The sequence below is a fragment of the Salinisphaera sp. T31B1 genome (assembly GCF_040361275.1).
Lineage (GTDB): Bacteria > Pseudomonadota > Gammaproteobacteria > Nevskiales > Salinisphaeraceae > Salinisphaera.
This window is the reverse complement of the sequence record NZ_APNH01000001.1, coordinates 531,123-557,205: the sequence shown is the minus strand read 5'-3', so window position 1 is coordinate 557,205 and position 26,083 is coordinate 531,123. Positions and strand designations below refer to the sequence as shown.

The 26,083-nt window shown below is 63.5% G+C and carries 18 protein-coding genes; 12 read left to right on the top strand and 6 right to left on the bottom strand.

The window, feature by feature from the left end; translation table 11 throughout:
• Positions 1 to 11: 11 nt before the first annotated feature.
• Positions 12 to 410: a ribonuclease P protein component gene (gene rnpA, locus T31B1_RS02515; protein ID WP_353247884.1), complete on the bottom strand. Its 399-nt coding sequence runs from the start codon at positions 408 to 410 to the stop codon at positions 12 to 14.
• Positions 411 to 420: 10 nt separating this feature from the next.
• Positions 421 to 555 carry a 50S ribosomal protein L34 gene (gene rpmH, locus T31B1_RS02510; protein ID WP_006914433.1) on the bottom strand — a complete coding sequence of 45 codons (135 nt, stop codon included), beginning with the start codon at positions 553 to 555 and terminating at the stop codon, positions 421 to 423.
• A gap of 180 nt (positions 556 to 735) precedes the next feature.
• Between rpmH and dnaA the strand changes: the two genes are divergently transcribed.
• From dnaA to gyrB, 4 genes are all read left to right on the top strand, one after another.
• Positions 736 to 2,049: a chromosomal replication initiator protein DnaA gene (dnaA, locus tag T31B1_RS02505; protein ID WP_353247883.1), complete on the top strand. Its 1,314-nt coding sequence runs from the start codon at positions 736 to 738 to the stop codon at positions 2,047 to 2,049.
• A 252-nt stretch (positions 2,050 to 2,301) separates the two neighbouring features.
• Positions 2,302 to 3,402 (top strand): DNA polymerase III subunit beta, encoded by a 1,101-nt coding sequence (gene dnaN / locus T31B1_RS02500; protein WP_353247882.1) that lies wholly within the window; start codon positions 2,302 to 2,304, stop codon positions 3,400 to 3,402.
• Between the two features lie 20 nt (positions 3,403 to 3,422).
• Entirely contained in the window at positions 3,423 to 4,511 is a 1,089-nt protein-coding gene (gene recF, locus T31B1_RS02495; RefSeq protein ID WP_353247881.1) for a DNA replication/repair protein RecF, read from the top strand.
• 49 nt (positions 4,512 to 4,560) lie between these two features.
• Positions 4,561 to 6,981, top strand: a complete 2,421-nt coding sequence (gene gyrB / locus T31B1_RS02490; protein ID WP_353247880.1) for a DNA topoisomerase (ATP-hydrolyzing) subunit B — start codon at positions 4,561 to 4,563, stop codon at positions 6,979 to 6,981.
• 187 nt (positions 6,982 to 7,168) lie between these two features.
• On the opposite strand, the gene gmhB is transcribed toward gyrB, so the two are convergent.
• The 3 genes from gmhB to glyQ are packed head-to-tail and all read right to left on the bottom strand — an operon-like array spanning position 7,169 to position 10,728.
• Entirely contained in the window at positions 7,169 to 7,732 is a 564-nt protein-coding gene (gene gmhB, locus T31B1_RS02485; protein ID WP_353247879.1) for a D-glycero-beta-D-manno-heptose 1,7-bisphosphate 7-phosphatase, read from the bottom strand.
• 33 nt (positions 7,733 to 7,765) lie between these two features.
• Complete coding sequence (gene glyS / locus T31B1_RS02480; protein ID WP_353247878.1) at positions 7,766 to 9,838, bottom strand: glycine--tRNA ligase subunit beta; 2,073 nt, start codon at positions 9,836 to 9,838, stop codon at positions 7,766 to 7,768.
• The gene (gene glyQ, locus T31B1_RS02475) at positions 9,835 to 10,728 is read right to left on the bottom strand and encodes a glycine--tRNA ligase subunit alpha (RefSeq protein ID WP_353247877.1); all 894 of its coding nucleotides are present in this window, start codon (positions 10,726 to 10,728) and stop codon (positions 9,835 to 9,837) included. The genes glyS and glyQ overlap by 4 nt, the downstream gene beginning before the upstream one ends.
• A gap of 257 nt (positions 10,729 to 10,985) precedes the next feature.
• Here glyQ and glnA point away from each other — a divergent pair, with 257 nt between their 5' ends.
• From glnA to glnG, 4 genes are all read left to right on the top strand, one after another.
• A complete protein-coding gene (gene glnA / locus T31B1_RS02470; RefSeq protein ID WP_353247876.1) occupies positions 10,986 to 12,395 on the top strand; it encodes a glutamate--ammonia ligase in 1,410 nt (469 codons plus the stop codon).
• Positions 12,396 to 12,507: 112 nt separating this feature from the next.
• Positions 12,508 to 13,197 carry a DUF4124 domain-containing protein gene (locus T31B1_RS02465; protein WP_353247875.1) on the top strand — a complete coding sequence of 230 codons (690 nt, stop codon included), beginning with the start codon at positions 12,508 to 12,510 and terminating at the stop codon, positions 13,195 to 13,197.
• A gap of 84 nt (positions 13,198 to 13,281) precedes the next feature.
• Positions 13,282 to 14,358: a nitrogen regulation protein NR(II) gene (gene glnL, locus T31B1_RS02460; RefSeq protein ID WP_353247874.1), complete on the top strand. Its 1,077-nt coding sequence runs from the start codon at positions 13,282 to 13,284 to the stop codon at positions 14,356 to 14,358.
• Positions 14,351 to 15,844, top strand: a complete 1,494-nt coding sequence (gene glnG / locus T31B1_RS02455; RefSeq protein ID WP_353247873.1) for a nitrogen regulation protein NR(I) — start codon at positions 14,351 to 14,353, stop codon at positions 15,842 to 15,844. Before glnL ends, glnG begins: the two co-directional genes overlap by 8 nt.
• Before the next feature lie 141 nt (positions 15,845 to 15,985).
• Here the strand turns inward: glnG and T31B1_RS02450 are convergent, their stop codons facing one another.
• Positions 15,986 to 17,335 (bottom strand): NAD(P)/FAD-dependent oxidoreductase, encoded by a 1,350-nt coding sequence (locus T31B1_RS02450; RefSeq protein ID WP_353247872.1) that lies wholly within the window; start codon positions 17,333 to 17,335, stop codon positions 15,986 to 15,988.
• 79 nt (positions 17,336 to 17,414) lie between these two features.
• Here T31B1_RS02450 and T31B1_RS02445 point away from each other — a divergent pair, with 79 nt between their 5' ends.
• The 4 genes from T31B1_RS02445 to T31B1_RS02430 all read left to right on the top strand — a co-directional run bounded on the left by T31B1_RS02445 (position 17,415) and on the right by T31B1_RS02430 (position 26,066).
• On the top strand, positions 17,415 to 18,197 hold the full coding sequence (locus T31B1_RS02445; RefSeq protein WP_353247871.1) for an NRDE family protein: 783 nt from the start codon (positions 17,415 to 17,417) through the stop codon (positions 18,195 to 18,197).
• On the top strand, positions 18,194 to 20,167 hold the full coding sequence (locus tag T31B1_RS02440) for a S9 family peptidase (protein ID WP_353247870.1): 1,974 nt from the start codon (positions 18,194 to 18,196) through the stop codon (positions 20,165 to 20,167). Before T31B1_RS02445 ends, T31B1_RS02440 begins: the two co-directional genes overlap by 4 nt.
• A 194-nt stretch (positions 20,168 to 20,361) precedes the next feature.
• Positions 20,362 to 22,176, top strand: coding sequence for an autotransporter assembly complex protein TamA (locus tag T31B1_RS02435; protein WP_353247869.1), 1,815 nt, complete (start codon positions 20,362 to 20,364; stop codon positions 22,174 to 22,176).
• Entirely contained in the window at positions 22,173 to 26,066 is a 3,894-nt protein-coding gene (locus T31B1_RS02430) for a translocation/assembly module TamB domain-containing protein (RefSeq protein ID WP_353247868.1), read from the top strand. Before T31B1_RS02435 ends, T31B1_RS02430 begins: the two co-directional genes overlap by 4 nt.
• Positions 26,067 to 26,083 lie beyond the last annotated feature (17 nt).

Genomic DNA, 26,083 nt, shown 5'->3' with positions numbered 1-26,083 from the left:
CGGGTCGATCCCTAACGTTGTCCGGCGCCGGCCGGCGGGCTCCGGTCGCCGTGCGACAGGCCGCCCGACCGGGCGATAGATGGCCAGATGGTGGCCAGTTGAGCGAACAGCTCGGCGTTGCTCATCGACGCGGTACGGCTGCGAGCCAGTACCACGATATCGACGTTGCCCAGCCCCTGCTGATGGCAACGAAACGACTCACGCAGCACCCGCTTGACCCGGTTGCGATCGACCGAACGCGCAATTCTGCGCTTGGCCAGCGCAAGCCCGAGCCGGGCGCGCATGGCGCTACCCGGCGCGAAGATCACCACGAAGCCGGCGCTGACTTTCTTGCTCCCGTGCTTGAACACGGCCCGAAAGTCGCCGGCGTTCCGCAGGCGAGCGGTTTTTGGAAACGCCGCCTGCGTCACCGGACAATCGCTACGGCGTCAGGCGCTTGCGACCCTTGGCACGGCGCGCGGACAGCACGGCACGGCCGTTCTTGGTCGCCATGCGCGCACGGAAGCCGTGGGTGCGCTTACGGTGCAGATTACTGGGCTGGTAGGTTCTTTTCATGGCGGTCACGACCCGGCGCCGGAATCGGCGCTGCTTGGTAAAAGACCGCGGATTCTAGTCGCCTGACTGGCCTGGTTGCAAGCACTGAACAAGGCTGTGGATAACTTGTGATGGGTGCGCTAGGGTAGAGCGCCGACGCGCCCGGATGGCGCGTCTGTTCGCGGTTATGGAGTTCACCCCTTGGCTGATTCGCTCTGGCAACGCTGTCTGGCGCATATCGAAACCCGCCTGCCTGAAAAGGATGTCAATCTCTGGCTGAGGCCGCTGGAAGCTCGATTCGGCGACGACGGGCTGGACCTGATGGCGCCCAACGAAGTCGTCCGCGATCAGGTCGAACGGGAACTTCGAACGCCGATCGCCAACGCGCTGAGCGATCTCGGACAGGTGCCCAAGCGTATCCGCGTGCTCGTGGGTGGTGGTCAATCGCAGCCCGCGGCCAGCGCCGAGCCGGCCCCAGCCCCACCGCCGGCCGCGCGACACAATCTGGACAGCCGCTATACGTTCGAGGCCTTTGTTCAGGGCAAATCGAACCAGATTGCCCGAGCCGCCGCCGAACAGGCCGCCAACCCCGAAAACATCGCCTACAACCCGCTGCTGATCTACGGCGGCGTAGGTCTGGGCAAGACCCATCTCATGCAGAGCGTGGGCAACCGCCTGTTGGCCAACAATGCCCAGGCCAAGGTGGCCTATGTGCGCTCCGAGCATTTCGTCAACGAGATGGTGACCGCGATCCGGCATAACCGCATGGATCGGTTCAAGGCGCACTACCGCTCGCTGGATGCGCTGCTCATCGACGACATCCAGTTCTTCGCCAATAAGGACCGCTCCCAGGAGGAGTTCTTCCACACCTTCAACTCGCTGCTGGAATCCAATCAGCGGATCGTGATTACCTGCGATCGATTCCCAAAGGAAGTCGAAGGGCTCGAGGATCGGCTCAAGTCCCGTTTTTCATGGGGGCTGTCGGTAGCCGTCGAGCCGCCGGAACTGGAGACGCGTGTGGCGATCATGCTCTCCAAGGCCGACTACCACGGCGTGACGTTGCCCCAGGAGGTGGCGTTCTTCATCGCCAAGCGGGTGCGCTCCAACGTGCGCGACCTGGAAGGTGCGTTGCATCGGCTCAAGGCCTCGGCTCAGATTACGGGCACGCCGATCACCGTGGACTTCGCCAAGCAGGCCTTGCACGACATGCTGGCCGTCTACGATCGACTGGTGACGCTGGAAAACATCCAGAAGACCGTCGCCGAGTACTACAAGATGCGGCTGGCCGATCTGCTTGGCAAGAAACGGACCCGGTCGGTGGCCCGACCACGACAGGTCGCCATGGCGCTGGCCAAGGAATTGACCAATCACAGCCTTCCAGAGATCGGACAGGGTTTCGGCGGCCGTGATCATACGACCGTCCTGCACGCCTGTCGCAAGGTCAAGGAGCTCCGCGAAACCGACGCCCGAATCGAAGAGGATTACGTCAACCTGAGCCGTACACTGACGAGTTAGTTGTGGATAAGCCTGGGACAACTGACTGGAACAGGCCAGACACCTGTCCGACGCCGGTTTCGAACACAGTTTGTCCACAACCCGGCAACAGCCTGCACAGCCGTTCTGAACAGACTTTAATGAATCACAAGCAATTGATTTAATTGATTAAAACTGCCTTTTCAACAGGTTCGCGCGAGCCTATTGCTACTATTACTAGCTTTTCTTAAAGACCTTTTAATACAACAAGACTGACCGCCTTCGGAGCCGTCCATGCAATTTTCAGTGCAGCGCAAAGATCTGCTCACCGCTCTACAGACCGTTATCGGTGTCGTCGAACGACGTCAGACCATGCCGATCCTGTCGAACATTCTGATCAAAGCGGAAAACGAGCGGATCATCTTGACCGCGACGGACCTTGAGCTCGAACTGGTTACCGAGTGTCCCGCGGTGACGACCACGCCCGGCTCGGCAGCCGTACCCGCGCGCAAGCTCTTGGATATCTGCCGTGGGTTGCCGGACGACGCCGAAATCCAGCTGTCACAAGATCAGCAGCAGACCCGAGTACAATCGGGACGCTCGCGGTTCACTCTTGCCACGCTCTCAGCTCAGGATTGGCCATACCTGGACGAAGTCGAAGAAGGCCAGCGTTTCAGCCTACCGGAAGGAACATTCAAACAGTTGCTTGATCGAACCCATTTCGCTATGGCGCATCAAGACGTGCGTTATTACTTGAACGGTCTGCTCTTGGCCCTCCGTAGCGATCGGGCCCGGTGCGTGGCCACCGACGGCCATCGACTGGCGTTGAGTGATGCCATGATCGATATCGATCTGGCTGAACCGGTACAGGCGATCGTGCCACGAAAGGCTATTACCGAATTGGTCCGCCTGCTCGATCAGAGCGATGCGGAAATTACCCTACAGATGTCCGGAAAACACTTGCGGCTTCAGCTGCCAGGCCTGGTGTTCACCACCAAACTCATCGACGGTCGTTTCCCGGACTATGAACGAGTGATACCGGAAGCGGCCGACAAACATATGCATGCCGATCGCGACATGATTCGTCAGGCGCTGTCGCGTACTGCCATTCTGTCGAATGAAAAGTTCGGCGGGGTTCGCCTGGCGCTCAGTGACCATACGCTGAGGCTTCAGGCCCAGAACGTCGAACGCGAAGAGGCCGAGGACGAGTTGCAGGTCAGCTACGACAGCGATCCGATCGAAATCGGATTCAACGTGAATTACCTGCTCGAAGCATTGGGCGCCATGAGCGCATCCGAGTTCACGTTGTCTTTATCCGGGCCGGACAGCTCGGGGCTGCTGCAAGCAACGGATGATCCGGCGACACGCTATGTCGTGATGCCGATGCGTCTCTAGCGCATTCATCGACGCCATAAATGATCGAACGCCTTCGCGCGTTGTCGTTCCGCTGCTTCGAGGCGGTGGATATTGCTCCGTCGGCCGGCGTCAACGTCATTACCGGTGATAATGCATCGGGTAAGACGAGCCTGCTTGAAGCGATCTATTTTCTCGGGCGCGGTCAATCCTTTCGGCAATCCGGCCCGCGGCCGGCTATTCGTCGCGGCGCGGCGGCGTTCACCATCAGCGCCGATCTGGCCGTCGACGAAGGACGCGCCCACCGGGTCGGCGTACAGCGAGATCGGCAACGAATCGAGTTCCGTATAGACGGCGAATCGGGCGCTTCGCGTTTGGATCTTGTCAATCTATTGCCTTTGCAGCTCGTCGATCCGAATGTTCACCGCTTATTGGAGCAAGGACCCCGTTACCGTCGCCATTTTATGGATTGGGGCGTGTTCCACGTGGAACACGCCTTTTTTCCGGCTTGGCGGCGGTACCGGCGGGCGCTCAAGCAACGCAACCGAGCGCTGAAGTCACGGCGGCCGAAGACCGACGTCATTGCATGGGACGCGGAATTGGTGCGCAGTGGCGAAATCGTCGATGCGTCTCGACGCGCGTATATAGAGTATCTCGAGCGCAAACTGCCAGCGCAGGCGAAACAGCTGCTAGGTGATGAGGCGGTTCATCTTGATTACGCGCCCGGCTGGTCGGGCGATGATGGGTTCGGCTCGGCCCTGGTGTCGCATCTGGAACAGGACCGACGGGCCGGGTTCACACAGCAAGGGCCGCACCGGGCGGACCTGAGAGTATCAGTCGCGAGTGCCTCGGCACGCGACTGGGTTTCACGTGGACAGCAAAAGATCCTGACGACCGTTCTCCTACTAGTCCAGGCACGGATTCTTTACGAGCGCCGCGGACTCCAGCCGATTCTGCTGATCGACGATATGGCCGCCGAACTTGGCCGACATTACAGGGAAGCGCTTGCCGAGGAAATCGTGGCCGCTGGCGGTCAGTGTTTCCTGACATTTCTCGAGCCGGCACTTGTGCCGGAAGCCCTTGCCGACGCGCGAATGTTCCACGTGGAACATGGGGGTATCGCTCAGGTGAGCCGCCGTCCGACATGCTAAACTTCGACGGTTAGGCACCCGAACTCCACTCTCCGAAGCACGGTCAGCTATGTCAGAATCGAACGGCGACTATAATTCCAGCAGCATTAAAGTTCTCAAGGGACTGGAAGCCGTTCGGAAGCGGCCCGGTATGTATATCGGAGATACCGATGACGGCACCGGTCTGCACCACATGGTCTTTGAGGTGGTTGATAACGCCATCGACGAGGCGCTCGCCGGTTATTGTGATGAAATCCAGGTCGTGATTCACCGTGACCAGAGCATTACAGTGACCGACGATGGTCGCGGTATCCCGGTCGACATGCACGAAGGGGAAGGTAAACCGGCCGCTGAAGTGATCATGACGGTTCTCCATGCCGGGGGGAAGTTCGACGCCAATTCCTACAAGGTATCCGGCGGGCTCCACGGTGTCGGAGTGTCGGTGGTCAACGCGTTGTCCGACCGGCTCGAACTGAATATTCACCGAGACGGGCATCACTACCGCCAGTCTTATTCGATGGGCGAGCCGCAGGATGAACTGACCGAAATGGGTGAAACGACCCGGACGGGTACGTCGATCCATTTCCATCCCAGTGCCGACGTTTTTGCCAATATCGCCTATAGCTATGACATCCTGGCCAAGCGGCTGCGCGAGTTGTCCTTTCTCAACTCCGGTGTGCGTATACGACTGAGCGAAGAGGCCAGCGAGCGCGACGTCGTCTTCGAATATGAAGGCGGTATTCGCGCGTTCGTGGAAAACCTCAACGAAAACAAAACCCAACTCCACGATACCGTGTGCTACTTCACCGCCGAGCGCGATGAGATCGTGGTCGAGGTCGCCATGCAGTGGAACGATTCCTATCAGGAAAGCGTGTTCTGCTATACCAACAATATCCCGCAGCGCGATGGCGGCACCCATCTGGCAGGTTTTCGTGGTGCGTTGACCCGGTCCCTGAACGGCTATATCGAATCCGAAGGGCTGGCCAAGAAAGAGAAAGTCAGCCCGGCCGGCGACGACGCGCGTGAGGGCCTGACCGCTGTGATTTCGGTCAAGGTGCCTGACCCGAAGTTCTCGTCGCAGACCAAGGAGAAGCTGGTTTCCTCAGAAGTTCGTGCGGTCGTCGAGTCGACGGTCAACGAGCACCTCAGTGACTTCCTGCTGGAAAATCCGCGAGAGGCCAAGGTCATTGCCGGCAAGGTCATCGACGCCGCCCGCGCCCGCGATGCCGCCCGCCGCGCCCGTGATATGACCCGACGAAAAGGTGCGCTGGACATCGCCGGCCTGCCCGGCAAACTTGCGGACTGCCAGGAGAAGGATCCCGCGCTGTCGGAACTCTTCCTGGTGGAGGGTGATTCGGCCGGCGGCTCGGCGAAACAGGGCCGGGACCGACATAATCAAGCGATCCTCCCGCTGAAGGGCAAGATTCTGAACGTCGAAAAGGCGCGTTTCGACAAGATGCTGTCGTCTGCGGAAGTGGGCACACTGATCACCGCGCTTGGTTGCGGGATCGGTCGCGACGAGTTCGATCCGGCCAAACTGCGGTACCACCGAATCATCATCATGACGGACGCGGATGTCGACGGGTCGCATATCCGCACCCTGCTGTTGACCTTCTTCTACCGTCAGATGTTCGCTCTGATCGAGGCGGGTTATGTGTATATCGCGCAGCCACCGCTTTACAAGGTCAAGAGCGGCAAGCAGGAATATTATGTCAAGGACGATCGCGAGCTGGGCAACTATCTTCTCCGGCTCGCGCTGAGCAAGGCTGAGCTACGGCTGAGCGCCGATACGCCGCCCATCGCCGACGATGCGCTGGCCGATCTGGCCCATCGGTATATGGGTATGCTCGAGGATATCGACCGGCTGACACGTCGGTTCGATCCGGCCACGCTCAAGGAGATGACCTATCTGTCGCCGATGACGCCGGAGTTGTTCGGCGATGGCGCACGCATCCGTGAGTGGGCCGAAGCGTTGCAGGCCCGTCTCGATGCACGTGGCGAAGCGCGCCACCGTTACGAGGTGCAGATCAATCCCGCAACCGATGAGCGGCCGTTGCATCTGCAGGTGACCCGCTATAGCCACGGTATTCCGCATACGTTCGTCTGGCACGAGGATTTCTTCACCGGCGACGAGTATCAGCGCATGGCAAAGCTCGGCAACGAGTTGCTCGAGCTGTTCGGAGATGAGGCGCAAGTCTCGCGCGGCGAGCGGAGTGAGACCGTGCATTCCTTCGAGCAGGCCTACGACTGGCTCCTGGCCGAAGCCAAGCGTGGCCAGCATGTCCAGCGTTATAAAGGTCTCGGGGAGATGAATCCCGGCCAGCTCTGGGAGACGACGATGGATCCCAACAGCCGCCGGCTGATGCAGGTGAAGATCGACGACGCCGTGGGCGCCGACCAGATATTCACGACGTTGATGGGCGACCACGTCGAGCCGCGTCGAGAATTCATCGAACGCAACGCGCTGATGGTGTCCAATCTGGATGTTTAGCGCCGGGCGGCGGTCGGTTCGTTTGGCCGTTCGGCTATACGCACCTTGCCGCGGTATCGTCAGCTTTGGGTCTTGTGAGCGCGTTCAACAGCGCACGGTGGCCGGGTGAGAGCCGACGGTCGCCTTGGCCGCTTTAGTGGCGTGACAGGGCTGTAAGAGCCGGCAATCGGCTCGTGCGGCCGGCCTGCTAGCGGGTCGCGCGGCGAGCGCTCTTCTTGTTCGATGTTTCGGCGATCAACGCCCGCGCAGCCGTTGCAAGATCGGTAAAGACATCTGCCGTCGGCTGACCCGCCATATCGCGTGTGGATTTACCGCTCTTGACTCGAATCGGCCGCGCGCCGGCCGTTTTAGCGGCCGCCATGTCGCTGGCACTATCACCGATAAACGGGCAGCCGGCGATGGACCGCCCGAACCGGCGCGCAATGTCGTCGAGCATGCCGGTCTTGGGCTTGCGGCAGGCGCAATCGTCATCCGGCCCATGCGGACAGAAAAATATTCCATCCACGCTCGTACCCAGGTCGGCGAGCATCCGCGTCATCTTGTCGTGGATCGCAAACAGCGTGTCGTAATCGAACAGGCCCCGGGCGAGGCCCGATTGATTGCTTGCCACCACCACGCGGTAACCGGCGTGCTTGAGTTTGACGATCGCCTCCAGACTACCGGGAATCGGGCGCCACTCGGCCGGCGACTTGATAAAGTCGTCGCTGTCTTCATTGATGACACCATCACGATCGAGTATGACCAGCTTCATGACGCCTCCTCGGGCTTCGTCCCAGTCTAGCGGCTAATCCAGAGCGATACGCGAGATGTCGGCCACGCGTCGACACAGTGCGTCGAGCTCGGCCAGCAGGGCCAGACGATTCGCCCGCAACGCCGGGTCCTCGTCCATGACCATGACGTCGGCGAAAAAACGGTCGAGCGGGTCGGCCAGTGCGGCCAGGCTGTTCAGCGCCTGTCCGTAGTCACCGGCTGCCGAGGCCTGATCGATTGCCTCACGGTGATCGATCAGCGCGCTGGACAGGGTTGTCTCTGCCGGCTCGACGAGGCGCGCGGTATCGAACGCGCTCTCCGCCAGCGCGTCCGCGTTGCGACGCAGGATATTGCGGATACGCTTGTGGGCGCCGGCCACGAGGTTGGCTTCGGGCAGCGCCGCAAAGCGGTCCACCGCGTGAATCCGCCGGTCGAAGTCGACCATGTCGTGGATTTCCAGCGCTTGAACGGCCTCGAACCGGTCGACTGCAATCCCGCTGTCGACATAGTAGCCACGCAGACGTTCCATGTGGAACATCCAGAGGGCTTCAACGGTATCCGGCGCGGCCGCCACTGGCTGCTGTTCGACAGCAGCGTTCAGCAGGGCGTGAAGATCGGCGACGATCGGCCCTTCGATCAGGGTTCGCAGCGCGCCGAGCGCAGCACGCCTGAGCCCGAACGGGTCCTTGTCGCCGCTGGGTCGACGATTGATCGCGAAAATTCCGGCCAGGGTATCGAGGCGGTCGGCCAGCGCCAGACAACGTCCGGCGGGCTCGTCTGCGATCGGCGCGCCCGCTCGGGCTGGCGCGTATTGGCCGGCCAGAGCCCGTGCCACGGCGTCCGGCTCGCCGTCGGCCTGCGCGTAGTAATGGCCCATGACGCCCTGCAGGTCAGGGAACTCGCCGACCATTTCGGTCAGCAGGTCGGTCTTGGCCAGCAATGTAGCGCGTTCGACAATACCCGGATCGGCGCCAGCCGGCTCGGCCAGCTGACCTGCGATCGCTGCCATGCGGCGGCTCTTGTCTGCGAGCGAGCCCAGCTCCTTTTGAAAACTGACGCGTGCCAGCCCGTCCACATGGGCTTCGAGTCCGCGCTGGCGATCCTGGCGCCAGAAAAACAGCGCATCTTCCAGCCGGGGGCGTACCACGCGCTCGTTACCGGCGATGACCTGGGCTACGTCACGACTGACGAGATTGGCGACCGTGACGAAGCCGGCCAGCAGATCGTTGGCCGTATCCTCGATCGGGAAATAGCGCTGATGGCTCTGCAGTGTGGAAATGAGCACTTCGCGCGGCAGCTCCAGAAAACGCGGATCGAACCGACCCGCGATGCCGACCGGCCATTCGACCAGCGCGGTAACCTCTTCGAGCAGCGAATCATCCATGAGCGCTGCGCCGCCGAATTCCGCCGCGGCACGCTCGACTTCGGCTGCGACCGCCGCCCGTCGTCGATCTGGATCGGCGATGACATGACCGGGGTGCTCCAGCTGCGCGGCATACTGTTCGGCATCGGGGAGCTCGATAGCCTCTGGGTGGTGGAAACGGTGCCCGCGGGTGGTGCGGCCAGCCTGAATGCCGAACACGTCGAGTTCGATTACGCTCGCTCCGTGAAGCGCGACTACCCAGTGGACCGGGCGAACGAAGGCGGCGTCGCCCTCGCCCCAGCGCATGAGCTTGGGAATCGGTAGGCGCTTGAGAGCCTTGTCGACAATCGGCTGAATCAGCGACGACAGTGGCTTGCCGTCTTCGACGCCTCGATATACCAGCCGTTCACCCTTGTCGCTGTCTTCGCGATCGAGCGCGTCGACCGTAGTGCCCAGCGAGCGCGCGAAGCCTTCGGCCGCCGGCGTGGGATGGCCGGCATCGTCGAACGCGATCGCGACGGTCGGCCCGCTTTTTTCAACGGCGACGGGCTCGGTACGTTCGGCGGCATCGGTGAGCGCCACAGCCAGACGACGAGGCGTGGCGTACCGGGCCTGGCCGGAGAACGTCAGACCGGCCTCGCGACATCCGTCCGCGATATGTTCGGCGAAGGCGTCGGCCAGCGGACGCATGGCGTGCGGCGGCAGTTCCTCGACGCCGATTTCTATGAGTAGCGTAGCGGTCATGCGGCCTCGCTTTTGGCGAGCATGGGGAAACCAAGCGCTTCACGCGAGGCGTAGTAGGCCTGTGCGCAGGCGCGTGCCAGGGTCCGTACCCGCAGGATATAGCCCTGTCGTTCGGTCACCGATATTGCGTGGCGGGCGTCCAGCAGATTGAACGTATGCGAGCATTCGAGCATGCGCTCGTAGGCCGGTAGCGCAAGCTTCCGCTCGACCAGTTCGCTGCATTCGCGTTCGAGCCCGTCGAAACGGGCGAACAGCGCGTCGACATCGGCATATTCGAAGTTGTAGGTCGACTGTTCCACCTCGTTTTGGTGAAACACATCGCCGTAGTAGATACGGCCGGCCGGCGAGTCCGACCAGACCAGGTCGTAGACGCTTTCGACGTTCTGTATATACATGGCGATCCGTTCCAGCCCGTAGGTGATCTCGCCGGAAACCGGGCGGCAATCCAGCCCGCCGACCTGCTGGAAATACGTGAACTGGGTGATTTCCATGCCGTTGAGCCAGATCTCCCAACCCAGACCCCAGGCACCGAGCGTCGGCGACTCCCAGTTATCCTCGACAAAGCGTACGTCGTGGATCGACATGTCCAGACCGAGATGCGCAAGCGAGTCCAGATAAAGCGCCTGGATATCCTTGGGCGCGGGCTTGAGCAGGACCTGGAACTGGTAGTAGTGCTGCAAACGGTTCGGGTTGTCGCCATATCGGCCATCGGTGGGCCGACGCGACGGCTGTACATAGGCCGCACGCCAGGGCTCAGGGCCAATCGAGCGCAGGAAGGTCGCCGGGTGGAACGTTCCGGCGCCGACCGGCATGTCCAGCGGTTGGACGATCGCGCAGCCGCGATCGGCCCAGAACTGCTGCAGCCGGAGGATGAGCTGTTGGAAATCCATGCAAACTGTCCTTTATTCGAGCGCGGAGTATAACGGATGGCCCGGCTCGCCCGTTGCCCGCTTTTGGTGCACTGTTTTCGTGCGTACGTGACATATGCACTGTTTTGGTTTTATGGCGCCCTTTTGTGGTGCGTTGACGTGCGTATCTGCCTGATCCCTGGATAACGTGACGTGGCACGGAAACTGCCTTTATAGTGGCTGTCCTCATCGGTCTGCCAGACATGGGCCGATCGGGTTACTTATACAAGGAGTCATCAATGTCGAGTAGCGAAGCGGTCAAGCTGATCAAGGAAAGCGAAGCGAAGTTCGTGGACTTCCGTTTCTGCGATACCCGAGGCAAGGAACAGCACGTCACCATGCCGGCCCATGTCGTGGACGAAGAGTTCATGGAGGAAGGCAAGATGTTTGACGGCTCGTCGATCGACGGCTGGAAAGGCATCAACGAGTCCGACATGGTGCTCATGCCGGATGACTCCACGGCGCTTCTGGATCCGTTCTTCGAAGAGCCGACGGTCATCATCCGCTGCGACGTCCTCGAACCCAACACCATGATGGGCTACGAGCGCGATCCGCGGACGGTCGCCAAGCGTGCCGAAGCCTATCTGGCCTCGACCGGCATCGCCGATACCGCCTATTTCGGTCCGGAAGCCGAGTTCTTCGTGTTCGACTCGGTGACCTGGCAGAACGAAATGAAGGGCGCCGGTTTCGCGATCGACTCCGAAGAAGGCTACTGGAACAGCGCCAAGCAGTATCCGGAAGGCAACATGGGCCATCGCCCGGGTATCAAGGGCGGTTATTTCCCGGTACCGCCGGTCGACTCCCATCAGGACATGCGCTCGGCCATGTGTCTGGCCATGGAAGAAATGGGCCTGACCGTCGAAGTGCATCACCATGAAGTGGGCACCGCGGGCCAGGGCGAGATCGGCATGCTGTTCAACACGCTGGTCAAGAAAGCCGACGAGACGCTGGTCTACAAGTACTGCGTACATAACGTGGCCCACAGCTTCGGCCGGACTGCGACCTTCATGCCCAAGCCGCTGGTCGGCGACAACGGCTCCGGCATGCACGTGCATCAGTCGCTGTCCAAGGATGGCAAGAACATCTTTTCCGGCGACGAGTACGGCGGTCTGTCCGAGGAAGCGCTGTACTACATCGGCGGCATCATCAAGCATGCCAAGGCGATCAACGCCTTCGCCAACGCGTCGACCAACAGCTACAAGCGTCTGGTCAAGGGTTTCGAAGCGCCGGTGCTGCTGGCCTACTCGGCACGTAACCGCTCGGCCTCGATCCGTATCCCGTGGGTGTCCAGCCCGAAGGCGCGTCGTATCGAGGTCCGTTTCCCCGATGCCACCGCCAACCCGTACCTGGCGTTTGCGGTCATGATGATGGCCGGTCTGGACGGTATCCAGAACAAGATCCATCCGGGCGAAGCCATGGACAAGGATCTCTACGATCTGCCGCCGGAAGAGGAAAAGGCGATCCCGACCGTCGCCCAGTCGCTCGAAGAAGCACTGCAGGCGCTGTCGGCCGACCGCGAGTTCCTCAAGAAGGGCGATGTGTTCACCGACGATCTGATCGATGGTTATATCGAACTCAAGATGGAGGAAGTGCTGCGCATGAAGATGAGCACGCATCCCGCCGAGTTCGACATGTACTACTCCTGCTAAGCCGCAGGACCCGCCTCAGGGGAGACCGATGCCGCCCGATCGGGTGGCATCGGTCGGCAGGGCGTATCCGATCGTCGGGTGCGCCCTTTTTTTGCGCGCCGGTTCGGGCATCATGACGTCCATGAAAGCCGTGATCGTCCTTGTGTTGCTGTGTACGGCGATGGCCGCGCACGCCGAGATCTATACCTGGGTGGACGCTCAGGGCGTTCGTCATTACAGCGATAGTGCCGCCACACGCCAGGCAAAACCGGCGGATCTGCCCGGTCTGCAGAACGTCGACGGCGACCCGGACGCGCTCGAGCGTTTGCGTCGACAGGAGCAGGCGATCTCGAACGGGCTCGAGTCGACCCCCTCGGGGGCCGTGGATTCGCGCACGCCCGTGTTGGTCGAACCCCAGTCGGAAGCCACCTTCCGCGATGCCCGGGGGCTGGTGCCCGTAACGCTGACCATCGGCGGCGCGTCGGATCTGCGAGCCGGCGAGCAGATCACCTATTACCTGGACGGCAGCCCCATTCCGCAGTCGCCCACCGAACAGACCCAGCTGCAGCTCGGCAACGTCGCCCGGGGCAGCCACACGTTGAGTGCCGCGCTGCTTTACCAGGGCCGCGAGATCCGTCGTACTCCGCCGGTCACGTTCTACATGCAGCCACCGGCCGCCATTTCGCCGTTGAACTCGGACGCGGCGGACGGCGACAGCGTGCCCGGCGCCGCCACCGCGCCGGCTGCCGGCAATACCGGCGGCGCACCGGCCGCGCCGCGGCTCAACAACAGCGCCACCGGGAGCGCGCCCACCGCGATGTAGATGCACCAATATGGTGCGCCGCGAGCCGGTGTCGGCTAGTGTAGATGACTCGACACTGGCCCAACTCTTGCTTTTGCACCCTACATGAGTCCCCGCGACAGCACCGGCGTCCGCCCGGACACCATTCTCGACAACCTGAAGACGGCGGTGGTCTGTCTGGATGCCGAACTTCGGGTGACCTATCTGAATACCGCCAGTGAAATGCTGTTCGGCGTCTCGGCGCGCCACTGCGGTCGCGAACCCTTCGACAAGGCATTGCCTTATCTCGTCGATCACCGGCACAAGCTCACCGGTGCGCTGGCCGACGGCGCGGCCTTCACCGAGCGCGAGCTGCATCTGCGGGCCGGTGGCGGTGATCCAATGATCGTGGACTGCACGGTCACGCCGTTCACTGATCGCAACGGCGACTCCGCCCTGCTACTGGAGTTCCTGTCGTTGGATCGCCAGCTGCGTATTTCCCGCGACGATCAGATGCGGGTCCAGAATCTGGCCAACCGCGAAATGCTTCGCGGGCTGGCGCACGAGATCAAGAACCCGCTGGGCGGGCTGCGCGGCGCCGCCCAGCTGCTCGAACGGGAGATTGGCGACGACGGCCTCAAGGAGTTCACCACGGTCATCATCCGCGAGGCCGATCGGCTGCAGAATCTCGTCGACGGCATGCTCGGGCCACGGCGGCCGCCGAACAAGCAGCCGTTGAACATTCACGAGCCGCTCGAGCACGTGCGCGCGCTGATCAGTGCCGATCTGCCGGATGGCATATCGCTGGCGCGAGACTACGATCCCAGCATTCCCGAGATCCATGCCGATCGCGAACAGATGATCCAGACCCTGTTCAATCTGGTCGGCAACGCGGTGACCGCGCTGGGCGATTCGGGCGACATCCTGTTGCGTACGCGCACCCAGCGGCTGTTCACCATCGGCGGCAGTCAGCACCGGCTGGTGGTACGCATCGACGTGATCGACAACGGCCCGGGCATCGCCCGCGAGCTGTTGCCACGGATATTCCACCCGATGGTCAGCTCGCGTGCCGAGGGCACCGGCATGGGCCTGCCGATCGCTCAATACCTTATACATCTGCACCAGGGGCTCATCGAATGCGAAAGCCGACCCGGGCAGACGATTTTCAGCGTATTTCTGCCTCTGGAGACGCCCGATGGCTGAGTTGACCGCTTGGGTCGTCGACGACGACGAATCCATCCGCTGGGTACTCGAACGCGCCCTGAAGAATGCGTCCATCGCCGTGCGCAGCTTCCCTGGCGGCGCGGAAATGCTGGATGCGATCGAGGACGACGTACCCGACGTGTTGCTCACCGATATCCGCATGCCGGGTATTTCCGGGCTGGATCTGCTCGAACGCGTACGCGGGGTCTGTCCGGACCTGCCGATCATCATCATGACCGCGCACTCGGATCTGGACAGCGCGGTATCGTCGTATCGCGGTGGTGCGTTCGAGTATCTGCCCAAACCCTTCGATCTGGACGAAGCCGTCGAATTGATCACGCGCGGGGCGCGTCTGGCCCGCGAGGAAGAGCCCAGCACCGGCCAGGCGCGTACCCAGGAGTCGATCATCATCGGCGAAGCGCCCGCGATGCAGGAGGTTTTCCGGGCGATCGGCCGGCTGTCGGCATCGAACATCACGGTCCTGATCACCGGCGAATCCGGCACCGGCAAGGAGCTGGTTGCCCATGCGCTGCACGAGCACAGTCCGCGTGCCGCCCGCCCGTTCATCGCTGTCAACACGGCCGCGATTCCCAAGGACCTGATGGAATCGGAGTTCTTCGGCCACGAGAAAGGCGCGTTCACCGGCGCAGCGGCCCAGCGCCGCGGACGCTTCGAACAAGCCCACGGCGGCACGCTGTTTCTCGACGAGATCGGCGACATGCCGGCCGATCTGCAGACGCGTCTGCTGCGCGTGCTCCAGGACGGCCAGTTCTATCGCGTCGGCGGGCACACACCGGTGACCGTGGATGTGCGCATCATCGCCGCGACCAATCAGAACCTGGAAGCCGAGGTCAAGAAAGGCCGGTTCCGGGAAGATCTGTTCCACCGGCTCAACGTCATTCGGCTACGGGTACCGCCGCTACGCGAGCGCCGCGAGGATATCCCGCTGTTACTGGAGTTCTTTCTCGGCCGGGCGGCCCGTGAGCTGCAGATGGAGCTCAAGACTCTGAGCGCTCAGGCCGCCCGTTTCCTGGCCGCACTGGACTGGGCCGGCAATGTCCGGCAACTGGAAAATCTGTGTCGGTGGCTGACGGTGATGGCGCCGGGCCGCGAGGTCGTGCTCGAGGATCTGCCCCACGAGCTGCGCGACGATCGCGCCCTGCCGGCCGCAGCCGGCGAAGCCCCGGTGGCCGCGGTGGGCGAGCAGGTTCCAGCCATCGCCGAGTCGCCGACATCGACACCGCCGGAGGGTGTGCCGGCCCACAGCTGGGACGCCGAGCTGGCCCGATGGGCGCAACTGCGGCTGGCCGAAGGCGCCGATCACCTGCTCGACGAAGCCATTCCCAGCCTGGAACGCGTGATGATACGGGCCGCGCTCGATCAGACCGACGGCCATCGCCAGGAGGCCGCCCGGCTGCTCGGTTGGGGGCGTAATACGCTGACCCGCAAGATCAAGGAACTGGGCATGGCATCGGAAAAAGCCTGATCAACGACGCCCGGCCTGTGGTCGCCGGACACGTTGAATTCCGAGCCACCGCGTGTCGCCGTGGCACGCGGTAAAGACGATATCCGGGGCGTACGTGCGTGCTGTCGTATTGTTGCCGTGCGATGGGTGTCGCGTCCGGGTTCAACCGTCGCCCGAGTTGGCCTGTCCGGCCGGCTGATGCTGTTCGTGAATACGGCGCGTATTCGGTGGCTGGCCGGTGATCAACCGGTCGCCGGTGCGACGCGTGAAATATTTCCATACCCACTGCAGCATTACCCGAAGACGGCGTTCGCTGCCGATCAGGGCATAAATGTGCACGACCACCCAGAGCAGCCAGGCCGAGAAGCCGGCTACCGACATCCAGGGTAGTTGACCGACCGCACGGTTGCGCCCGATCACGGCCATGCTGCCCTGGTCCTTGTAGGCGAAATCCCGCCCGGTCTTGCCCGCGGCACGCTGCTTGAGCTGCTTGGCCAGATACTCGCCCTGCTGGATCGCGGCCGGTGCCAGCCCGGGTACGGTCTGGCCCTTGCGATCGGTCACCGCCGCCAGATCGCCGATCACGAAGATATCCGGATGCGACGGCAGCGACAGGTCACCGCCGACCTTCAGCCGGCCACCGCGTTCGCGCGCAGCGTCGGTGCGCTCGGCGAGGATCTCGCCGAACCGGGAGGCGCGTACGCCGGCGGCCCACAGCACGGTCCGTGCTTCGATCCGGCGCTCGCCGTCGGGCCCCTTGGCCGTTACGCCCTGCGCGTCGATGGCCGAGGCCATGGTATCGGTGACGATCTCCACGCCCAGCTCCGAGAGCATGTTCTCGGCCTTGCGCGCCAACTTGGCCGGATAGACCGGCAGTACCTGTTCTGCGCCTTCGAGCAGCACGATTCGCGCCTCGCGCGGGTCGATGCGGCGGAAGTCCTCGACCATGGTGCGATGCGCCAGTTCGGCGATCGCGCCGGCCAGTTCCACGCCGGTCGGCCCGGCGCCGACGATCACGAACGTCAGCAGGGCCGTCCGTTCGGCCGGGTCGATGGTCATTTCCGCGGTTTCGAAGGCCAGGAATATCCGCCGACGCATGGCCAACGCGTGCTCGACGGTCTTGAGCCCGGGCGCATCGCCGGCCCATTCGTCGTGGCCGAAATAGGCATGCTTGACGCCGGTCGCCACGATCAGCGTGTCGTAGCCGAGCTCGCCGGACTCGTGATAGAGCAGGCGACGGTCCGGATCGATATCGTAGACGGTGCTCATCAGCGTGCGCACGTTCTTCCGATGCCGAAGCGCCACGCGCAGCGGGGTACAGACATCCCCGGTGGTGAGCATGCCCACCGCCACCTGGTAGAGCAGCGGCTGGAAGGTATGGAAGTTGCGCTTGTCGACCAGGGTGACATCGAAATCGCGGCCGCCGAGCTTGCGGGCGGCGAACAGGCCGCCGAACCCGCCCCCGACGATTACGATACGGTGTTTTTGCCGTGCCGGGCCTGTTTCTTCCATGATGGGCGTCCCCCGTCTTCTTTGAGCAGTAAACGACTCGCATGATATTGCATTCTGCAGCGAGCGAACCGCGTCGCCGATGTGCCTGATCGTATTCGCCTGGCATCGCCATCCGCGTCACGCGCTGGTCGTAGCGGCCAATCGCGACGAGTTCCACGGCCGCCCCACCGAGCCGGCACACTGGTGGTCGGAGCCGGACGGCCTGTTCGCCGGACGCGACCGCCGTGCCGGCGGCGCCTGGTGCGCCATGGGCCGCGGCGGCCGATTCGCGGCGGTGACCAACGTCCGTGAGCCGGACGCATCGAACCCGGAGCTGCGGTCGCGCGGCTGGCTGGTGCGCGACTATTTCGCCGGTGTCGATAGCGCGGCGGATTGGGCCGCCCGTATGTCCGCGGAAGGCCCCGCCTATGGGCCGTTCAATCTGTTGATCGGCGATCTGCATACGCTATGGTTCGTCTCCAACCGCGGGCCGGTGAGACAGCGCCGGCTGCGGCCCGGTGTGCACGCCGTTTCCAACGGTCATTGGGGCGAACACTGGCCCAAGACCGATCGGAGCGAAGCCGGCCTGTCGGCCCGGCTCGACGACGATCCGATCGAGGCCGGCGCCCTGTTCGATCTGCTGGCCGATGCCGAACCGGCTCCGGATGCCGAGCTCCCGACCACCGGTATCGGCACCGAGCGCGAACGATTCTTGTCGGCGCCGTTCATCGTGGGCGAAACCTACGGCACGCGTGCATCGACTGTCATCACGCGGGATCATGACGGCGCCGTCGACGTCCACGAGCGTGGTTTCGGCGTTGCCGGCATGCCCATCCACCAGCGCCACGCGCAGTGGCGTATCGACCCGGACGACAACGCATGACCCAAGCGCTTCCCCACGGCAGCTGGCCGTCGCCGGTGACGGCCGATCACGTGGCCGCGGCCGGGCGCCGCATGGCCGATCTGCGTATCGATACGGCCTGTTCACCGCCACGCCTGTACTGGATCGAAAGCCGACCCGACGAGGCGGGTCGCAACACCGTGATGTATCTGGGTGATGACGGCCAGGCGCAGTCGCTGCTGGACGCACCCTTGAGTGCACGCAGTGCCGTACACGAATACGGCGGCGCGGCGATCGCGGTTCATGATGGCACCCTGTGGTTCGTCAATGCCGCCGATCAGGCGATCTGGCAGCGGGCGGCCGGCGCTGAGCCGACCCCGCTCACCGATACCCGGGACATCACGCGGTTTGCCGATCTGCAGGTCGATCCGGTCAATGACCGTTTGATTGTGGTGGCCGAAACGCCGCAGGCCGATCGGCAGCCGCAAGCGAGCATCGAGACCGTAGCCCTGGCCGACGGACGCCGTCGATCGATTGCCTGCGGGCATGATTTCTATGCCAGTCCGCGGCTGTCGCCGGCCGGCGATCGGCTGGTATGGCTGGCCTGGCAGCATCCGGACATGCCCTGGGACGCTACCGAGCTCTGGCAGGCGTCGATCGATACCGACGGGACGATCGGCGAGCCGGTACGGCTGTGGGCACCGTCGGTATCGCTGTTCGCCCCTGTATTCGACCCGGACGGACGCCTGTATGTGGTCTGCGACGCGGACGACTGGTGGAATCTCTATCGCGAGGCCGTGCCGACGCCGGCAAGCGCCGTGAGCGATGACCGGGTGTTCGAACAACTCACCCATGAAGCCGGCGAGTTCGGTGTACCGCAGTGGGTGTTCGGCCAGAGCACCTACGCCTTCACTGCCCAGGGCCGGCTCTATGCCATGCTCACCCGTGACGGGCGTTGGGAACTGGGCGAAGTCGACATCGACGACGGCACGTTCACGCGCTGGCCGGTCGCGCATGATTTCTTCGAGCACCTGCACGTGCTGCAGGAGGATGTGGTCGTGGTCGCCGCCGATGCGGCCACGCCCAAATCGATCGTTCGTGTGGCCGCCGACGGCTGCCCAACGGTTCTGCGGGCCGGCGACGGCCTGAGCGACGTTGCCCGCCTGTCCGAGCCGCGTTCGCTGAGCTGGCCGACCAGCGACGGCGAGATCGCCCACGGGCTGTTCTACCCGCCCAGCCACGATGAATGGGTCGGCCCGGCGGACGAGCGACCGCCGCTGATTCTCAAGTGTCATGGCGGGCCCACCGGGGCCACCAGCACGGCCCTGGATGCGCGCATCCAGTACTGGACATCGCGCGGTTATGCGCTGCTGGACGTCAATTATCGCGGTAGCACCGGTTACGGACGGGCCTATCGAGCCCGGCTGGACGGTGCATGGGGCGTAGCCGATGTCGCCGACTGTGTCCACGGCGCGGCATATCTTGCCGAACAGGGCGAGATCGATGGTGGGCGGGTACTCATCTCGGGCAGCAGCGCCGGCGGCTACACGGTGCTGTGCGTGCTGACCTTCACCGAGGCGGCCGCCGCCGGTGCCAGCTACTACGGTATCGGCGATCTGCGCCGGCTGATGGCGTCGACCCACAAGTTCGAGTCGCGCTATCTGGACCGTCTGATCGGCGCGGATCCGGCTTTGCTGAGCGAGCGCTCGCCGCTGGCTCACGCCGATCGGTTGTCGTGCCCGGTGTTGTTCCTGCAGGGGCTCAAGGACCGGGTCGTGCCACCCGACCAGGCCGAGACCATGGTCGCGGCCCTGCGCGAACGAGGTGTGCCGGTCGCCTATGTTACGTTTGCCGAGGAACGCCACGGCTTTCGCGATGCGGCCAATATCCGGACCGCGATCGAATCGGAGCGCAGCTTTTATCGTCGGGTGCTGGGTATCGTCGCCACCGAGGATGAGATCGATCTCGCCATCGACAATTTCGATGATTCGGCGCGACAGGGTGCCCCGTGACATCCGGACGGCCGGTCGCAGCGTACACTGGCCCAGGGGCGACTACGATAATCTGGCGTTCAGAGCGGCTCACGGGTCGTGGCCAGGGTATTGATCGGAAGGGGTTTGCCGCGTCTGTCGCGGCACGGTAGAGACAACGTGCGGGTATTTCGGGCCACGTGACACAGCAGCATTGCCATCTTTCGCGCGGCCGGATGGTCCGGCGCATCCTGCCGCTGGCTCTGGTCTGCGTGCTGATTCATCCGGCAATCGCCGATACCGTGAACGTGCGTATCCGTGGTGTGGACGATCCCCTGCTCGAAAACGTCCGCAAGTCGCTGTCGGTGGCTGACAAGCACGAAAAGCCATGGGCCGCGGGCCAGATCCGTCGCCTCTACCGGCTGGCGCCCAACGAGATCAAGACCGCGCTGGAGCCCTACGGCTACTACAACCCCACGATCGAGACCGATCTGGTTGAGCCCGAAGGCGACAGCAAGACATGGCACGCCACGTTCGCCATCAAGCACGGCCCGGCCACCCGGGTCACCGAAGTCACCCTGGGCGTCAACGGCCCCGGCGACGAGCTGTCCGATATCCAGGAAGCGTTGCGAACCACCCGGCTGGCCAAGGGCAAGCGGCTCATTCACGCTGACTACACCGCTACCAAGACCGCGCTTTACAACGCCGCCTACGAGGCCGGTTATCTGGATGCGCATTTCACCGAGTCGGCGATCCGCGTCAATCCGAGCGACAACACCGCCCGGATAGATCTGGTCATGGACACCGGTGAACGCTATTACTTTGGCGATGTCACGTTCGATCAGGACGTACTCAACGACGATCTGGCCCAGCGTTTCGTGCCGTTTTCCGCCGGTCAGCCGTTCAACGCCGAGCGCCTGGTGGATCTCCAGCTGTTGCTGGGCGATACCGACTATTTCAACGAGATCGAGATCTCCGCGCCGCGGGGCAAGGCTGACCGCGAGGCTCCGATCGACGACTGGCTGTTCGATATTCTGTACCCGCCGGAGGATCCGCTGGTCAGTGTCGGCCGGCTGCAGATCCCGGTGACGGTCAAGGCCGCGCCGAGCAAATCGCAGAGCTACAAGCTGTCTGGGGGCTACGGTACCGATACCGGGCCACGCGTGGGTGCCGGCGTGAAGTTCCGTCATCTCAACAAGCGCGGCCACCAGTTCTCGACCGATCTGCGGCTGTCGGCGGTCAAGCAGAGCCTGCAGTCGTCCTACGACATTCCGATCCAGAACGTCGCCCAGGACAAGCTCAGCTTCACCGCCAAGTTGGCCAACGAGGAGTTCGGGGATATCACCTCGATCAACTACGGCCTGGGTGTCGTGCGCGACACCGGCTGGTCGCTGGGGCGTAAACGGGCCTATTTCAACGCCGAACGGGAAACCTACGATCTCGGCGACGGCGCCGGCAATCGTACGTCGACCCTGCTCTACCCGGGCTACACGATCACGCTTCAGAAGGCCGACAACCTCCTGGATACACGCAAGGGCGTGAGTGCGTCGCTGGACGTTCACGGGGCCAGCAAGACGCTCGGTTCCAGTACCGATTTCATCCAGGCCAAGCTGTCGGGTAACGCCGTATTGCCGCTGACCTCACGGTCGCGCCTGCTGCTGCGCAGCCAGTTCGGTGCCACCGAGGTCAGTGATTTCGACAAGCTACCGCCGTCGCAGCGCTTTTTCACCGGCGGCGATCGCACGGTGCGCGGTTATTCGTATCAGTCGATCAGCCCCACCAACGACGATCTCGAAGATATCGGCGGCCAGTATCTGGCGGTCGGCAGTGTCGAGACCGACTATCGCGTCTACAAGCAGTTCGGGGTGGCGGCCTTTTTCGATGCCGGCGATGTCGCCAACGATATCGGCAGCTTCGATTTCAAGCGCGGCGTGGGCATCGGTTTTCGTTATGCCTCGCCGGTGGGCATGATCCGACTGGATCTGGCGCACCCGCTGGATGACCCGGACAGCAACTTCCGTATCCATTTCAGTCTTGGCCCCGACCTTTGAGTAAACAGCCGGACAACTCCGAGCCACGCGCCACGCCGGCCCAACAGCCCGAGGGCGGTAAACACACGACTCGGCGCAAGCGTTCGCGCATCTGGCGTATCGTCAAATGGAGCCTGCTGGTCCTGCTCCTGCTTGTCCTGGTCCTGCTCGGCCTGATCGGCTGGGTCGCCACGACGCGCAGCGGCCTGGATTTCGCCTGGAGCCAGATCGGGCCGCGGCTGCCGGCGGGTATCGAGGTCGCCAGTGTCGAGGGCCGCCTGATCGGGCCGCTGGCAGTGCGGGGCGTCAAGGTTGAAACCGATACGATGGATCTGTCGGTGAATGCCGTGGACCTGGACTGGACGGCCAGCGAACTGCTCTCTCGCACCGTGCACGTGAAGAATCTGGACGTGCGCGGTGTGGACTACACCGTCACCAAGGTGGTCGAGCCCGCGCCCAAACCCGAGCCGAGCGAGCCGTTTTCCCTGCCGGATGCAATCGACCTGCCGGTGGTCGTCCAGATCGACCGGGTCGCGCTCGACGATATATCCGCCATCACCGCGCCCGAGGCCGAGCCGTTCGTCGTCGATACGGCTCGCCTGGTCAATGCTCGCCTGGACGGCGAGGACTGGAAGATCGAATCGTTGACCGGTCATGGGCCCATGTTCGATATCGATGCCGGTGCCCGGCTGGATCCGCGCGGGCGCTATGCCACCAATCTCAACCTGAACGCGGCGCTGCGCCTGCCGGACCTGGCGCCGATCAAGGCAGACGCCGAAATCAAGGGCGATCTGTCCGATCTGGGCATTCAGGCCAATGTGCAAGCGCCGTACAACCTGGCGCTCAAGGCCCAGCTCAAAAACGCGCTGGACAAGCCCACGATCGACGCCACCGTGAAGCTCGACGACACACGTATCCAGAATATCCGCCAGGACCTGCCCGTCGCCGCGATCACCACGACCGTCGACGCAAAAGGGTCGGTGGACGATCTGGCGGTCACCCTGGCCGCGGATGCCGACAGTGCTGACTACGGCAAGGCCACGGTCGATGCGCTGATCCATTACACTCCGGCTGCGGTCATCGTGGACCGGCTGAGTCTGACCAGCCCGGACATGCCCGGCAGCCTAGCGGCCAAGGGTCAGGTGGCGCTCGCGCAGGGCAACGCCATGGATCTGACCGTGGACTGGTCGAAGCTGCAATGGCCGCTCAAGGGTGATCCGGCCTACCGATCGGCCAAGGGGCAGGTGCGGCTCACCGGCGAGATGACCGACTACAAGCTGGCGACCGAGCTGGCCTGGCAGGTCGTCGGTCAGACCGAGGGCCAGCTGAGTCTCGACGGCAGCGGCACGATGGAGGCCTTCGATCTCGCCAATCTGTCCATCAGCGGCGGACCCGGCGATATCAGCGGCCAGGCGCAGGTACGCTGGGCGCCGGCGCTGGATGTGACTGCCCATCTGGAAGGCAGTCATATCAATCCGGGCGCGATCGTGGCCGATGTGCCGGGCGATTTCAGCCTGCTTGCCGATGTGCGCGCGCGCCAGGACGGCGACACGCTCACAGCGGACGTCGACAAACTCACGGCCAACGGTCGCCTGCGTGGCCAGCCTCTGCGCCTGAACGCGAAAGCGCAGTATCTCGGGGACCATGTACAGGTCGACGATTTCACCCTCGTCTCGGGCGCGACCACGGCCAAGATCGGGGGGCGGTTCGGCTGGACACCGGATGCCGCACTGGACGGACGCTGGGATATCGACTCCACCGACCTGTCCACGGCCTGGCCGACGCTGGCCGGCCGGCTGACGACCCGCGGCACCGTCAAGGGCCGCGTCTCGGCGCCGAACGTCAATGCCACGCTCGATGCGAACGATATCGCCTTTGAGCAGAACAAGGTTTCCCGCGCCTCGCTGGATGCCAAGGTCGACTGGTCGGGCAATACGCGCTCGAACGTTGATCTCAAGATCGCCGGCGTGGAGGCGGCCGGGCAGGCGATCGACGACGTGGCGTTGACCATGAACGGCACGCCGTCTGCACACGCGATCACGGCGAGCCTCGACAGCGATATCGCCAAGGCCGATCTCGCCCTCGACGGTGGCCTGAACAAGCAGAGCATGAACTGGCGCTTCACGCTCAACCGGCTGACGGCCGCCTATGAAAAGCTGGCGCCGCTCACACTGGCCGCCCCTGCATCCGGGCGGGTCTCGGCGAGCGCCCAATCGATCGACAATGCCTGCCTGACTTCGGGCGGTTCGCGGGTGTGTCTGCGCGGCTCGCACGATGACCGGGCCAGCGTGGCTCATGTCGAACTCGACGAGTTCGCCTACGACTATGCCAAGCCGTTCTTTCCAGAGAATCTGGATATCGCCGGCGCGATCTCGGGCACGATCGACGCGCGTCTGCCGGCAGCCGGCAACCCGGTCGTGAATGCCGCGCTGACCACCAGCGCCGGGTATGTCGACATGACCCAGCCCGACGAGAGCGTGGTGCGCGTGGTCTCAATGGAACCCGGCCGCATCGCGCTGAGCATGAACGATGCCGGCCTGGACGGATCGGTGAATCTGCCGTTGGCCGAAACCGGTGGCCTGCAGGCCGACGTGCGCGTGGGTGGCGGAGCCGAGCCGTTGACCGAACGGGCGCTGTCGGGCCAGGTCAAGCTGGATGTCACCAGCCTGGCGGTTCTGGAAAAGCTTTCGCCGGAGGTCGATGAGATCAACGGCGGGATACAAGGCGACCTGCGTCTGGACGGTACGCTGGCTCGGCCCAATGTGCTGGGTAACCTGGCGCTCGACGCCTCGCGCATCGTGCTGGTGACCCCGGGCCTGGTGTTGTCGAAAGTGCGCGTCGCGGCCACCGGTCGCGGCGATACCATCGATATCGACGCAGCGGCGACCTCCGGTGGTGGTCAGCTGACCGCCAACGGGGCCATCGCGCTCAACGACAACGGCCAGGATGTGGATCTCACCATCCAGGGTGAGCGCTTCCAGGTGGTCAACATTCCCGATGCGGTGGCCTATGTCAGCCCCGATCTGAAAGTGGCCGTGACGCCCGATCGTATCGACGTGGGCGGCAGCGTCACGATTCCCGAGGCCGCGATCACGCCGCGCGATCTACCGGCCTCCGGCGTGACGACGGTGTCCAGCGACCAAGTGGTGGTCGAGCCGAACGGCAGCGAGCCGGCGTCCGAGGCCGTCTCTCGTGCCATTCATGCCGATGTGAAGGTCATTCTCGGCGACAAGGTCCGTATCGATGGCTTCGGGCTGACGGCCAATCTGACCGGCGATCTGCGTGTGGTGCAGCAGCCGGGCGAAGCGCCGACGGGCAGCGGCGAAATACAGATCGTCGATGGCGCCTACCGCGCCTATGGCCAGAGCCTGGACATTCAGGAGGGCCGTATCCTGTTTGCCGGCGGCCCGGTAAGCTCGCCGGGGCTGGATATCAAGGCCGCGCGCTATCCCAACGAGGATGTCACCGTCGGCGTACAGGTACGGGGCCCGATCAGTCAGCCGACGCTGACGCTGTTCTCGGATCCCGGAATGAGCCAGTCGCAGCAGTTGTCTTGGCTGTTGCTGGGGCGGCCGCTGGATGGTGCCAACAGTCAGCAGGCCAGCCTGGTCGCACGCGCGGCGCTGGCGCTGGGCAGCAGCCGCGGCAATCGTATTCTCAACGATGTCGGCGACCGCCTCGGCGTGGACGAAATCGGAATCGGCGCAGGGGCCGGGGAAGGCAGCGATCAGGCCGCGTTCACGGTCGGCAAGTACTTGTCGCCGAAGCTGTATGTCAGCTATGGCATCGGCCTGTTCGAACCGGTCTCGACACTGTCGATGCGCTATACGCTGTCTTCACGCTGGCGGCTGGAAACCTCGTCGAGCGGCGTGGCCACCGGCGGCGATATCATTTATTCGATCGATCGCTAAGCGATGAGGCCGGGTCC